Annotated in this window: 10 protein-coding genes; 7 read left to right on the top strand and 3 right to left on the bottom strand. The window is 42.0% G+C overall.

Annotated features, from left to right (window positions below; all coding sequences use genetic code 11):
- Positions 1-31: 31 nt before the first annotated feature.
- Both HMPREF2086_RS10510 and HMPREF2086_RS00655 read left to right on the top strand, forming a co-directional pair.
- A complete protein-coding gene (locus HMPREF2086_RS10510) occupies positions 32-1,597 on the top strand; it encodes a MiaB/RimO family radical SAM methylthiotransferase (protein ID WP_267902083.1) in 1,566 nt (521 codons plus the stop codon).
- A gap of 13 nt (positions 1,598-1,610) precedes the next feature.
- Positions 1,611-2,732, top strand: a complete 1,122-nt coding sequence (locus HMPREF2086_RS00655; RefSeq protein ID WP_023926792.1) for a Gfo/Idh/MocA family protein — start codon at positions 1,611-1,613, stop codon at positions 2,730-2,732.
- Between the two features lie 196 nt (positions 2,733-2,928).
- Here the strand turns inward: HMPREF2086_RS00655 and HMPREF2086_RS00660 are convergent, their stop codons facing one another.
- On the bottom strand, positions 2,929-4,137 hold the full coding sequence (locus HMPREF2086_RS00660) for a cytochrome-c peroxidase (RefSeq protein WP_023926793.1): 1,209 nt from the start codon (positions 4,135-4,137) through the stop codon (positions 2,929-2,931).
- 263 nt (positions 4,138-4,400) lie between these two features.
- Here HMPREF2086_RS00660 and HMPREF2086_RS00665 point away from each other — a divergent pair, with 263 nt between their 5' ends.
- The gene (locus tag HMPREF2086_RS00665) at positions 4,401-4,742 is read left to right on the top strand and encodes an LPD3 domain-containing protein (protein ID WP_023926794.1); all 342 of its coding nucleotides are present in this window, start codon (positions 4,401-4,403) and stop codon (positions 4,740-4,742) included.
- A 264-nt stretch (positions 4,743-5,006) separates the two neighbouring features.
- Here HMPREF2086_RS00665 and HMPREF2086_RS11295 read toward each other — a convergent pair whose 3' ends face one another.
- Positions 5,007-5,171 carry a hypothetical protein gene (locus HMPREF2086_RS11295; protein WP_156921299.1) on the bottom strand — a complete coding sequence of 55 codons (165 nt, stop codon included), beginning with the start codon at positions 5,169-5,171 and terminating at the stop codon, positions 5,007-5,009.
- On the opposite strand from HMPREF2086_RS11295, the gene HMPREF2086_RS00670 reads away from it, so the two are divergent.
- Both HMPREF2086_RS00670 and fumC read left to right on the top strand, forming a co-directional pair.
- Entirely contained in the window at positions 5,116-6,540 is a 1,425-nt protein-coding gene (locus HMPREF2086_RS00670) for a DASS family sodium-coupled anion symporter (protein WP_051397589.1), read from the top strand. The two genes, HMPREF2086_RS11295 and HMPREF2086_RS00670, sit on opposite strands and share 56 nt — an antisense overlap.
- Before the next feature lie 194 nt (positions 6,541-6,734).
- Positions 6,735-8,144 (top strand): class II fumarate hydratase, encoded by a 1,410-nt coding sequence (fumC, locus tag HMPREF2086_RS00675; protein ID WP_023926796.1) that lies wholly within the window; start codon positions 6,735-6,737, stop codon positions 8,142-8,144.
- A 161-nt stretch (positions 8,145-8,305) separates the two neighbouring features.
- On the opposite strand, the gene HMPREF2086_RS00680 is transcribed toward fumC, so the two are convergent.
- Positions 8,306-9,535 (bottom strand): DUF1561 family protein, encoded by a 1,230-nt coding sequence (locus HMPREF2086_RS00680; RefSeq protein WP_023926797.1) that lies wholly within the window; start codon positions 9,533-9,535, stop codon positions 8,306-8,308.
- Positions 9,536-10,067: 532 nt separating this feature from the next.
- Here HMPREF2086_RS00680 and HMPREF2086_RS10515 point away from each other — a divergent pair.
- Both HMPREF2086_RS10515 and tcuC read left to right on the top strand, forming a co-directional pair.
- Positions 10,068-11,969 (top strand): hypothetical protein, encoded by a 1,902-nt coding sequence (locus tag HMPREF2086_RS10515; protein ID WP_023926798.1) that lies wholly within the window; start codon positions 10,068-10,070, stop codon positions 11,967-11,969.
- A 318-nt stretch (positions 11,970-12,287) separates the two neighbouring features.
- Positions 12,288-13,598: an MFS transporter gene (gene tcuC / locus HMPREF2086_RS00695; protein WP_023926799.1), complete on the top strand. Its 1,311-nt coding sequence runs from the start codon at positions 12,288-12,290 to the stop codon at positions 13,596-13,598.
- Positions 13,599-13,625 lie beyond the last annotated feature (27 nt).

A 13,625-nucleotide genomic window follows, 5' to 3' on the forward strand; every position in this document is an offset into this window, starting at 1 on the left:
CCAAAATCTAGGGCAAAAAAAACTTCATCTAATCTCGCTAGGCTGCACCAAAAATCTCGTAGATAGCGAAGTGATGCTAGGGAGGCTAAGTGAGCTAACACTAAGCGATGAGGTGAGCGAAGCAGATGTGATTATTGTCAATACTTGTGGGTTTATCCATAGTGCCAAGCAGGAGAGCATAGGCGAGATTTTGCGCGTGGCGGGGGAGAAAAAGGAGGGCGCGATACTCGTGGTGAGCGGGTGTCTAAGCGAGCGGTATGCAAAAGAGCTAGAGAGCGATATGCCAGAAATCGACATCATCATCGGTGTGCGCGACTATGACAAAATCGATAGCTTGCTTGCCAAAAAGGGATTTTTTGGCGCAGTGCCACACCTGCCAAATCCCCCAAAGCTAGCAAACCCCACAAAAGTAAGCCACACAAGCCACATAAACTCTGCAAAAATGCCAAGCCCCACAAACTCTATAAATCACGCAAAATCTGCAACTCCTCCAATCACTTCAAGCACTCAAAACCCACTATCTCAATCCCCACAAGAAAGCACAGCAAAAAGCCACACAAGCCAAAATATTGCAAGCCAAATCCCCACAAATCCGCCTAGCCAAAATATAGGCAAAAATCTTGCAAGCCAAGATGAAGTGTTTTTAAGCGATGAGCACTCAAAGCGGGTTATTAGCAACTCCGCTATACACGCATATATCAAGCTATCAGAGGGCTGCAATCAATCTTGTTCTTTTTGCTCTATTCCTAGCTTTAAGGGGCGGCTTCGCTCGCGCTCTATCGCTAGCGTGCTAGCAGAAGTAGAAAATCTCGCCCAAAAAGGCTACAAAGATTTTAGCTTCATCGCGCAGGATTCTAGCTCGTATTTGCTAGATTTTGGCGTGAGAGATGGGCTTGTGGCGTTGATAAAAGCACTAGATTCTAGTGGCGTGGCAAAATCTAGCAGAATCCACTATCTCTACCCCACCACGACTAGCTACAAGCTAATCGAAGCGATAGCTAGCTCGCCTAGCGTGCAAAACTACTTTGATATGCCAATCCAACATATAGATGACAAAATGCTAAAGCTAATGAAGCGCGGTGCGGGGGAAAAAAAGCTAAGAGAAATGCTAAATCTTATGCGCTCACTGCCAAATGCTTTTTTGCGTAGCACGATAATCATAGGGCATCCTTGCGAGGGGGAGGAGGAGTTTGATAAATTAGCGGATTTTTTGGGTGAGGGGATATTTGATAGGCTAAATCTTTTTGCCTTTTCTAGTGAGGAGGGCACTCTAGCGCATACGATGAGCCCCAAAGTCCCCACAAAAGTGGTAAATGCAAGACTAAATACGCTAAATAAAATCCTAAAATCCCAAGATAAGATTCGCTACCGCGCACTAAAGGGCGTGCAAATCCCTGTGATAGTAGAGGGCAGGGCTAGCATAAGTGAGCATTTTTACTCTGCTAGGGACATTCGCTGGGGGCTAGAGATAGATGGCGAGATTCTTATCAATGACAGCGAGGTAGAGGATATAAGTGTGGGCTACTATGAGGCAAAAATCACAGAGTATAAAAATGGGCTTCTTTTTGGGAAAATCCTCTCCAAACTAAAATCGTAAAAAGGCATTGAAAATGACAAAGCACGCAAAGCTAAAGTGCGCACTTGTGGGGTATGGGTATTGGGGGAGAAATGTGCTAAAGGCATTGTGCAATCAGCATAGATTTTGCCTAAAAGGCGTATATGATAGCGATAGAGTGCAGCTACAAGCCGCGCTTAGTGATTTTGCCACACTTACTAAATCTGTGCATTTGGCAAATAAGCACACTACCAAAAACGCAAATCCAAAATCCACCGCGCAAAGTCAAAATCCACATACGAAAAATAAAGACTTACCTACTCAAAATAAACCGCAAAATCCTCCACAAAATCCACTAATAGCATACACTTCTTATGATGAGATTTTGCGTGATGATGAGATAGAAGCGGTATTTATCATCACACCTCCGCATACGCACTTCCCCCTTGCTTCCCTTGCGCTAGAGGCTGGCAAGCACGCGTTTGTAGAGAAGCCACTAGCTCGTAGCACAAGTGAGGTTTGCGCCCTCTATGAAATCGCCTCTAGGCAAAATCTAACGCTTCATTGCGACCATATATTTCTCTACTCTCCTGCTGTGGTGTGGCTAAAGGACAATCTAGCAAGTTTCGGGGATATACTCTATGTCCAAGCGCGTAGAATCAATCTAGGGCTTTTCCAAAACAGCGTAAATGTCATTTGGGACTTGGCATTGCACGATTTGAGTATTTTGGATTTTCTTTTTGGGCTAGAGATTTTATCTCATAGCTTGGTTTCTCGCCGTTATGAGGGGTTTGAAGCATTGGCAAATATACAGCTTGAGTGCAAAAGATTTAGTGCCAATCTCACCGCTTCGTGGCTATCGCCTATCAAGGTGCGTGAGATGATGATAGGAGGGACGCAAAAAACTGCGATATATGATGAGACAAAGGAGCGCAAAATCGCGCTTTTTGACTGCGGAGTGGTGGTAAGCGATAGTGTAGAGAAGTCATCACTATACCAAAAAATGGTGCGCTATCATTTGGGTGAGGTAAGCTATCCTATGCTAGATGATGAGCTACCGCTTGATAGCTCGATACGCGCTTTTGGCGAGCAGATATGCAGGGGCGGAAGTGATAAGTGGCTGCAAGAGCATATCTTGCGCGTGGTGGACGCGCTAGAGCGGATTTGCAAAAAATAATTCAAACAAAAGCGCAATCAGGTGCAAACTACCTAAATCCCCACTAACCGCGTCCTGCTAACCGTGAGCTCCTGACAATCGCAAGCTCTCACAACCGCACCAAAATCAAAATCTAGCGATAAAATAGCGATAAAATCACAAGGCAAAATCAAGTAGTGCTAGATTTGTAGATTTTGCTAGAGTTTCGCTAGATAAATCACAGCGCGTTTAGGAATGCTTCTAGTGCGTTTAGCTCATCTTGGCTTAGCTCAAGTTTTTTTAGCAGCTCATCAGGGCTAGGGAATGGTGGATTATAGGTTGCGCCCTCTTTTGGGATAGGGTTTGCCATACCTGCGTTATATGCGTTTAGCACTCCGCGTAAGTGTGGGAAAAGCCCGTTGTGCATATATGGTGGGGTTTTTTTGACACTGCGTAGGCTTGGGGTTTTGAATTTCCCTACATCGCTATTTTCGCGCGTGATTTCATACCTCCCCAAATCTTCGTATTTGTCCCTACCATAGTAGTGCAAGCCTAGATTGTGAAATCTATCATCGCTTAGGGCTACGCCGTTGTGGCAGTTCATACACCTAGCTTTGGTGCGAAAGAGATGAAGCCCTAGCACTTCCTCATCGCTCAAATCCTCTGCCTTGCCGTTTAGGAATCTATCAAAGCGGTTGTGATGAGGCATAAGGCTTCTCTCATAGGTGGCAATCGCTTGAGAGAGTAGCTCTTTTGTGATTTTGCGCGTGCCAAAGGCAGCATAGAAGTCATCTTTGTATTCTTTGATTTTACTTATTTTTCTGACAGCCTTATCCGCGCTAAAAGCCATTTCTTTGGGGTCTGCTATGGGGAAAAGGCTTTGGGATTCTAGGCTGCTTGCGCGTCCGTCCCAAAATTTGTGCGTGCCAAAGGCACTCATTACCACACTTGGGGAGTTGCGAGAGCCTTGCGCTCTATCGTGTCCATAGCTTACACTTTTGTTATCGGCAAACCCTAGCTCTTTGTCGTGGCAAGAAGCGCACGCGATTTGGTTTGATAGCGATAGTCGCGGGTCGTTAAATAGCTTTTTGCCCAAATCTGCTTTTTCTTTGGTGTAGGGGTTTTCTTGTGGATATGGTGGGGTAAGTGGGAGGGGCTTTAGCTCTAGGTGGGAGAGAATCTTTGAGCGATTTTCCTCACTTGTGGCGTCTACTAGCCCTAGCTCTTTTGCGAAATCCTCTAGCACGGATTTGTCTATATGTGGGGCTTCCCACTTGGTAGAGTCCCTATTGCTATATATTTGGCGTAGATTTTGTGTGGCGAGATGAGCAGCGGCTTTTTGGCTTACTTTGCTTGCGGATTTCGCGCTACTTATGTAGATGATTACCCCGCTTACAAATATAAAAAATAGAGCGAAAAATAGCTCCCCATTTAGCAGTTTTTTCATTTTTACTCCTTGTATTTGGTTTTGCAGATAGCTGATATTATAGCGACTTTTGATTAAAAAGCATTATTATTACATTTCATAAAATGGGAATTTACATATAAGAATCAAATTATGAACACATTTTTTGCTAAAGATTTTGCAGATAGAGAGATAGAGAGTCTCACAAAGAGGGTTGATAGTTTTGGGTATATAAGGAAAGTAAAAACAATGCTAGAAATATTGATATAATTGCAGATAAGAATCTAGCGCAAGGCAATAATAAAATGATAAAAATTGAAGTTTTGGCAGAAAATAAAGATAAAAAAGCCTATGATTTGCGTAGCGATGCCTTAAAAGCACTAAAAACTATAAGAAAACCAATCACAAATAAACACGATGGGCGAGTGGCGATTGTCAATAAGGCAGGGCGACTAAAAATGACAAGTGATGAGGCAGTGCGCGAAAGTGTTAAACACGGATTTACTGCTGCTGAACACATACAAGAGCTTTATGAGGAAGCAAAACTGCGCGAGATTCAGCCTGATTTGAAGCACGGGTATACAAGCGTGCAGATACCACGCTATGAGGTAATGTTTGATTTAAAGGCTTGCAAGTGCAAGCACTGATAACATTAAAGGAGACTTTGAAAGGAGTGCATAAGGGAAACAGGATTTATTCGATAGAGTTGAAAAGTATCGCTAGGTTGAAGCCTACCGAGCCATAAGCCCTAGCGTGTAATATGCAAAGTCAAAAAGACCCAAGAGGCTCGGCTCATTGAGACGCCCTTTGCAAATCAATGGGAATCCTACTAAGTTTTTGTAAATTTGTCAAATTTAAACCTCATCATTTGTATTTTTTATTTAATATTACAATGCTTTTTTAAAATTTCTTCAAAAAGGAGTTTGGAATGAGTTCTCAAGCAAGTAGCACTTCTTCTTCCACCCCCCCCCCCCCCCCTCACAGTTTTCTCTCACTAAAAGCCTAAAGCTTTTTTCTCCCATAATCGTAGCATTTGCCATATTTGTCTGTCCCACACCTGAAGGACTTAGTAGCAATGCTTGGACTTATTTTGCGATTTTTGCAGGCGTCATCGTAGGGCTTATACTAGAGCCTGTGCCACCTGCACTTGTCGGGCTTATCGGTGTTGGCGTATGTATATGGCTAAAAGTCGGTCCAAAAGGCAGTGGCAATCCCGAAACGGTTATCAAGTCTGGCGAAGCTGTAAATTGGGGACTTGCAGGATTTTCTAACGCTACTGTGTGGCTTATATTTGCTGCATTTATGATAGGGCTTGGCTACCAAAAAAGCGGGCTTGGCAAGCGAATCGCTTTGTTTTTACTAAAAACACTTGGCAAAACTTCACTAGGGCTTGGCTATGCTATTAGCATTGCTGATGGGATTTTAGCACCATTTATCCCGTCAAATTCCGCTAGAAGTGGTGGAATCATCTACCCTATTGTAAGTCAGATTCCTCCTATGGTGGATTCTCACCCTGATAAAAATCCTAGAAAGCTAGGTGGCTATCTTATGTGGGTATCTTTGGCAGCTACTTGCGTAACAAGCTCTATGTTTTTCACAGGACTTGCGCCAAACTTGCTTGCTATGGAGACGGCAGTAAAAAGTGGTGTAGAGCCCATTAGTTGGTTTGGGTGGTTTATGGCATTTTTGCCTGCGGGCGTTATTCTTTTTATCGCCACACCATACCTCACTTATGTATTTTACCCACCTACTTCCAAAGGCTCGCCTGAAGCATCCAAGTGGGCAGGCGATGAGCTATCAAAACTCGGTGCTATCACAATCAAAGAGTGGCTAATGGTAGCTCTAGCTGTGTTTGCGCTTGTGTTTTGGATATTTGGTTCAAAATTTGGTGTAAATGCTACTACGGTAGCTATAACGGTAGTCATCGCTATGGTATTGCTACAAATCATCTCTTGGCAAGATTTGCTTGGTAATAAACCCGCTTGGAATGTGTTTGCTTGGTTTGCTACGCTTGTTACACTTGCGGGTGGGCTAAAAAATGTAGGATTCCTAGATTTTATCGCAGGACTTGCTGGAAACTATCTAGGCAATTTAGAGCCAACGATTGCATTTGTGGGGCTTATCGTGTTTTTCTATGCTGTGCATTATTTCTTTGCAAGCACTACTGCGCATGTAACCGCGCTTTTGGCACTTTTTATTACTATTGCAAGCGGAATCAACGGCATAGATGTCAAGCAACTTACCCTATTTCTAATGCTTACTCTTGGTATAGTGGGCATCATCACTCCTTATGGCACAGGTCCTTCTCCTGTGTATTATGGTGCTCACTACATAGAGGGCAAAGACTTTTGGAAGCTAGGGTTTATTTTTGGGGTTATTTACCTCGTGGTATTCCTTGTGGTGTGTATCCCTTGGGTTAAATATGTAGCACACACTTGGATTTAGATTTGTGGATTTTTCATTAGAATTTATAAGGCATAGATTCTAAGCGTGATTTTATGCTTACGAAGCCTTATGTCGTAAGCATAAATTTTTGTTTTTGTGTTAGATTTTTTCCTAAGAATGTAACCAAAACAAGCTATACTCTTTGATTAGTCTTTTAATAGGCTTAAAACCAAAACTAAAAACGGAGGTGCAAAATGGCACAGGATTACAGAGTCGAGCACGACACGATGGGCGAAGTCAAAGTCCCAAACGAGAAGTATTGGGGTGCGCAAACACAGCGCAGTTTTGAGAATTTCAAAATCGGCATTGAGAAAATGCCAAAGGAGCTGATTTATAGCTTTGCGAAGCTAAAACGGTCTGTGGCGGTTGTAAATAATTCTCTAGGCAAACTTAATGATGAGAAAAAAAAGGCAATCACGCAGGCGTGTGATGAGATAATCGAGGGCAAGTTTGATGATAATTTCCCACTAGCGATTTGGCAGACAGGGAGCGGCACACAAAGCAATATGAATATGAATGAAGTCATCGCTAATCGCGCTAGCGAGATACTAGGCGGGGATTTTCGCAAGGACTCAAAAGAGGGCAAAAAAATCCACCCAAATGATGATGTCAATATGAGTCAAAGCTCAAATGATACATTCCCCACAGCGATGAGTATCGTAAGTGTGATACAAATCGAAAAAAAGCTACTCCCCGCACTGCGTGAGCTAAAAGCGACATTTGAAAAGAAAGTCAAAGAGTTTGACTCTATCGTAAAAATCGGGCGCACACACTTACAAGACGCTACACCGCTGACTTTGGGGCAGGAGTTTAGCGGGTATCTCTCTATGCTAGCTCATAGCGAGGAGCAAATCACCGCTTCACTCCCTACACTACGCGAGCTTGCTATCGGCGGGACAGCCGTAGGCACAGGGCTAAACGCACACCCACAGCTAAGCGAAAAAGTAAGCGATGAGCTTAGCAAATTTACAGGCGTGAAGTTTGTCTCAAGCCCAAATAAATTCCACGCGCTAACTTCCCACGATGCGATTACATTCACACACGGCGCGATGAAAGGCTTGGCAGCAAACCTAATGAAAATCGCAAATGATATTCGCTGGCTAGCGAGCGGTCCGCGCTGTGGGCTAGGGGAAATCCTAATCCCAGAAAATGAGCCCGGAAGCTCTATAATGCCGGGCAAGGTAAATCCAACGCAATGCGAAGCACTCACAATGGTGTGCGTGCAGGTAATGGGAAATGACGCAGCTATCGGATTTGCAGCGTCTCAAGGGAATTTTGAGCTTAATGTCTTTAAGCCTGTGATTATTTATAATTTCTTGCAAAGCCTTGATTTACTTGCCGATGCGATGAGGTCGTTTAATGAGCACTGCGCGGTAGGCATACAGCCAGATAAAGAAAAAATCGACCACAACTTGCACAACTCACTAATGCTAGTAACTGCGCTAAATCCGCATATCGGCTATGAAAACGCTGCAAAAGTGGCAAAAAACGCGCACAAAAAGAGAATCTCGCTTAAAGAGTCTTGCTTGGAGCTAGGATTGCTTAGCGAAGCGGACTTTGATAAGTATGTCGTGCCTGAAAATATGATAAAACCAAAGGCGTAGAATCTAGTAGAATCTAGGTAAGAAAATCTAAGTGGAGGGGAAGTCTTACGCAGAAAGCCAGAATGTGCAAAATCTAACGCATAAAGTCCTAAATAGGACTTTATGTAGGTAAGATTAGCGCGAGTTTGCTCCCCAAGCAAATCTAGCAAAATCTTGTGATTTTATTGATTGCACCTGCCACTAGCGCATTGATTTAGTGCGCTAGCAGTTGGGATTCTTGCATTTCCTCTCATACCCTCCCCCTCCCCACTACAATCGCTAAATGAAAGTGCGCTAGCAAATGGTAGCGCGTATCGCCCGCTTACTTCTACAAGTCCTAGTGCGGCGATTTGTGTCCCTGCGCCCATAGTGTTGGCTATGGCGTTTGTCAGCTCATAAAAATCCGTGTTTAGCCTAGCGATATTTGCGATTTCTTGTGGGGTGGCGTTTATGATATTTGTCGCTAGCACACGCACACCACCACTAGCACGCACTAGCACTACTCCGTGCTGTCCTAGCCCCCTCCCCTCTTGATAGTGAATCATCGAAACCACATATAGCGTGCCTACCCTAGAAGCTAGCACGCCCTCCAAAAGCCTGCCTACATCATCTGGCTCTACCCCATACCCCACAAAACGCCAATCAAACTGCGGAAGTAGCGAGATAGCACTAGCATAGCTTAGTCGCACCGAGTTGGCAAACCTCTGGCTTACATCATCTGCAGGCAAGACATAATACTCCGCAATATCATCTAGCGTATCATAAAGAAGCGAGTGCCTAGCCCTAAAGCTCAAAAACGGATTTACATTTGGTGCGGTGTCAAAAAAGTAACCACCTTGCGTGGGAGGGGTGTTTCCATAGAATAGGATTTCAGCGACTATCTCATAGGAGTGCAAAAGGCAAGTCCCACACACACCTTGATGAAAAGCCGAACCATCAGTGCTAGAAGCAATCTGGGCTAGCCTAGATACCCAAGATTCTAGGCTAAAGTCAAAGACATTGTTTAGGCTTAGAGGGCTTGTTAGATTTGGTGTGGTTGTTAGTGGTTTGGATTTTTGGGTGGATTTTTTGGCGATTGCAAGGGTGGATTTTGGGGTTTTTGGTGTGGTATCAAGGATTTTTAGCTTGCGAGTTTTTAGCAGCTTGGAGTTTTTTGGCATATTTTTGGGAGCTTTTAGAGATATAGAGTCTAGCTTAGATTCTATATATCGCTCGTTATTTACTAGATTTTGTGGCAGATTTTTTGGTGGATTTTGTGGTGGATTTTGTGGTGGGGTTTGTGGGGAGGCTTGTGGAGAGTGTAGAGCGAGTAGGCTTTGGGATAGGCTTATTAGCAGTGCAAATAGCACAGAAGCCATAGAAATTATAGAAGTTATGGAAGCTATGATAAACTTTATAGTTTGGAGTGGCATACTATCTCCTTAGAAGAATCTATTTTCACACAAAATATATCGTTGCAAAATCTCACAAAACGCCATAAAACTATGCACATATCATAATAGCACAAAAACTTTAAAAGCGATTCAAACTTCAAAATCTAAGCCCTGCGATGCGCATATTTTGCCAAAAAGCTAGGATTTGAGTTTCGCATTTAAGCGTAGCAAATGTATCAATAAAGTAGCGGTGATTTCCTTACTAGATTTGATATAAGCTATTTTTTATATATTTTGGTATGTTTATTGCAAGTCAAAACCAAATGATAAAGGCATATATGAGAGAAAATATAATATAATATCCAAGCAAAATTCCAAAGTAAAAAATCCAAACAAAAAACTAGATAAGTAAAATCTAGCACCAAATCACGCTACGCAAAAAGCATAGCCCATAGATAAATCTAAAAATGCCAAAAAAATAGGAAATGTAATTGTATGAAAAGGTTTTTGCTCCCCCCCCCCCCTGTTAATATTATTGCTTAGTGTTTTTTGCAATGTGGCAAAAGCAGGTATGAGTTGCACAGGTCCAAATGAGACGGGGGATTGCACTTTTAATGGTGGTAAATTTTGGGGCAATATCAATGCAAATACTCTAACTTTAAAAAATGACGGCTATATAAATTATGAGTTGCTGTTTTATGGCAACACGACAATAAACACTCTTATCATAGATGTATATGATGGTAAGAGAATCTATTTTAGTCAATACATTAGAGATAAAGCTACAATAACCATAAACAATATAATCATTAAAGACAAAACCAAACCAAACCCAGCTTCCATAGGGCTAGCAACAAACAAAGAAGGACTTCAATCAACACTAAAAAACCTAAATGATACAGGGGGCGCAACTGTCAATATAATTGATTTGATAAATAACACCGACACTACCATAACTCCTACTCCACAAGGCAATGCTTTTGTTAAAAGAAAATATAAGTTTGGTGGTGGTGGCGAAATCATAAGCATAACGGGACCGGGTGCGTCATATCTCACAGGTGGAGGTGGCTCTAGCGGTGGTGGTAGCAGTGGAAGTGGGGGTAGTGGCAGTAGTGGCGGTGGCGGAGAAAATGGTAGTAGCAATACACCCAAACTAACAAGAACGCAAAAAGACACAATAGATTGTATCTCTAAACTTGGTGGGACACTACAAGCAGTGCAGCTATGTAGAAATACAATGTGGGAAAGAGAACACCTCGAATCCACCAACACCCTCATACTCTATAACATTCTTAATAACTATGATGGCACTTATATAAACTATGATTATGGATTAGGACATCAAGTAGGAATTGGTGCGTTTAATAACGGAGGATTTGCTCGCTATTATAACTACAACTCAAAAAATGGCTTTGATATAGGAGCTAAGCTAAAGATAGCAGTTGCAAATAAACTTTATCTAAGAGGAGTGGCTTATTATACTTACTTTGGTTCTAGCACGCTAGCTAGTCATTCACTTGTATTTGGGCTAGGAGTGCTAAAGAACTTTGATTTTGCACTAGGAAGTAGTGGTAATGTCTTTTGGGTGCTAAATCCTAGTGCAAATCTCTACTATGCCGCTACACTTAAAGGCACATATATGCCTGCTAATCATTTAGGATTTGGCAATGTCGCACTTGATACGGGGTTGAGGATAAAAAACACTTCACTTCTCTTGCGAGGAAGTGCAGGAGGAGTGCTAAATTCTTTGAAATCTATTGGTATTGATTTGGGTAATGGAGCAAACTATAAAAACACTACATTTTTTAATAATGCTATATATTCTGCTAGCTTTGTTTTTTCTCAAAAGTTTCCTTTGCAAAATCATAATGGTAGATTTTATCTAAATGCTGATATAGGTGGAGTGTTTGTCGATAGAGTGCTAGATAGCATAACTAATAAACCCTACATTCTAAAAGCTGGAATGCTACTAGGGTATGAGTTTGGGGGGGATAGCAATAGAGCTACAAGACAATCTAGCCGATACCAAAAGCTAAAAAACAAAAACGCAAGAAAAACTCTATCTACTCCTACAAGTAATCAAACAACTACAAACAACAAACGAGCTACAAGCCTAGCACCTAAGGCTGATAGCACAAATAATGCAAAATCTACACCACTAGCTAAAACACCTGCTAAAGATTCTAATAAATCTCAAAAACCTGAACTAACTAAAGCAGAGAAAAAAGCTCAAAAACAAGCCCAAAAAGAAGCACAAAAAGCACAAAAGAAAGCTGCTAAAGCTGCTAAATCAACTCCACCCAAATCAACTCCGCCAAAGATAAACCTACCTAAAGTGCCAAAATCTAGTGCTAAACAATCTGCTAAGCAAAATACTAAGCCTACTAAGCCTACCACAAAGCCAACTAATGCAAAGCCAAGCACTCCAACTAAGCCAACTAAGCCAACTAAACAAACTAAAGCTAAGAAATAAACTTGCACTAAAACAAACCCAAGCCAAACAAACTCCAACCAAACAAACAAAACAACTCGCCACAAAACAAACCTAAGCTATAAAAAGCTAGATAAATCTGTGGGAGAGGTGTATGGTGGGGGTGGGGTTTGGACTAAAATCCTAGTCTTAGATAGCAAAAATATTTTTTCTTACTTTTCATAGAAAAATGCAAAAATTTATATAAAATTTGACAAAACTACAAAATAAACTTGTAAAATGAGTGCTTCTTTTGAATCAACTAAAACAACTTCGCAGCAACTACACAAATTGCACCACAACTACACACAAGGAGTAAAAATGTTTTCTCAAAAAGCAAAGCAAGATGCCAAAAATATCTGCAAAGTCGCAGGTGGCAATTTCTTAGAAATGTATGATTTTGCTGTGTATGGATTTTATGCAGCTATCATTGCAAAAGTTTTTTTCCCTGCAGAGAGTGAGTTTGTCTCTATTTTGCAAAGTTTTGTAGCGTTTGGGCTAGGGTTTCTTATGCGCCCGCTAGGCTCTATACTGCTTGGAGCGTATATGGATAAGCACGGGCGTAAGCAAGGGCTTATGCTTACTTTGTCGATAATGGCAGCAGGCACGCTAATCATCGCGCTTTGTCCGGGCTATGATACTATCGGCTTTTTTGCGCCACTTATCGTGGTGTTTGGTAGGCTTTTGCAGGGATTTAGTGCTGGAGCGGAAGTAGGCGGGGCAAGTGTGTATCTATCTGAAATCGCCCCTAAGCATTTGCGTGGATTTTATGTTTCTTGGCAGAGTGGCTCTCAACAAATCGCTACGATTTTTGCAGGAGCGATAGGAATCGCACTGCACTATTTCATAGGCGATGCGCTTGTAGAAGCGTGGGGGTGGAGAGTGCCTTTTATCATTGGTTGTTTGGTTATCCCTTTTATCATCTATATTCGTAGGACACTAGATGAAACACCAGAGTTTAAAGACAAGCTACACAAGCACAATGCAGGCAAAAATATCGGCGCGATAGTCAAAAATATGCTTGAGAATTATCCTATCATCATACTAGGGATTATGTTTGTTATGATGACTACGGTTACATTTTATTTCATCACTTCTTATACGCCTACTTATGTCAAAAATATCTTAAACTTCACTCGGCTAGATGGATTTATCGTTACGGCGATTGTGGGGCTTAGCAATCTTTTTTGGCTACCTGTTTCGGGGTTTTTGGGGGATAAAATCGGGCGCAAGCCTATATTGCTTACGATGACATTTTTGGGAATGATTAGTGCATATCCTATGCTTACTTTCCTTGTGAATAATGTATCTTTTACCAATCTCGTGCTTGTGGAGCTGTGGTTTAGCTTTATCTTTGGTGCGTATAATGGCGCGATGATAGTCTCTCTATCTGAAATAATGCCAAAGCAAGTTAAGGCACTTGGATTTTCTTTTTCTTATTCGCTAGCGGTTGGGATATTTGGCGGGTTTACACCTACTATGGCGACTATCCTTATCGAATACACAGGTAGCAAGGCTTCTCCTGCGCTGTGGCTTAGCTTTGCGGCAGTTTGCTCATTTATCTCCGCGCTTATTTTGTTTAGAAAAGGTGGAATCTATGAGCGCAACAACCCCAAAAACACAAATGAATAACCTCGCTTCTTAAAACGCTTTATACAA

The organism is Helicobacter macacae MIT 99-5501 (assembly GCF_000507845.1).
GTDB lineage: Bacteria > Campylobacterota > Campylobacteria > Campylobacterales > Helicobacteraceae > Helicobacter_B > Helicobacter_B macacae.

What these genes read in the sequence shown, in the direction of transcription:
- HMPREF2086_RS00655 (WP_023926792.1), top strand. Translation starts at nt 1,611, where the DNA reads ATGACAAAGCACGCAAAGCTAAAGTGCGCACTTGTGGGGTATGGGTAT.
- HMPREF2086_RS00660 (WP_023926793.1), bottom strand. Translation starts at nt 4,137, where the DNA reads ATGAAAAAACTGCTAAATGGGGAGCTATTTTTCGCTCTATTTTTTATA.
- HMPREF2086_RS00665 (WP_023926794.1), top strand. Translation starts at nt 4,401, where the DNA reads ATGATAAAAATTGAAGTTTTGGCAGAAAATAAAGATAAAAAAGCCTAT.
- fumC (WP_023926796.1), top strand. Translation starts at nt 6,735, where the DNA reads ATGGCACAGGATTACAGAGTCGAGCACGACACGATGGGCGAAGTCAAA.
- HMPREF2086_RS00680 (WP_023926797.1), bottom strand. Translation starts at nt 9,535, where the DNA reads ATGCCACTCCAAACTATAAAGTTTATCATAGCTTCCATAACTTCTATA.
- HMPREF2086_RS10515 (WP_023926798.1), top strand. Translation starts at nt 10,068, where the DNA reads ATGAGTTGCACAGGTCCAAATGAGACGGGGGATTGCACTTTTAATGGT.
- tcuC (WP_023926799.1), top strand. Translation starts at nt 12,288, where the DNA reads ATGTTTTCTCAAAAAGCAAAGCAAGATGCCAAAAATATCTGCAAAGTC.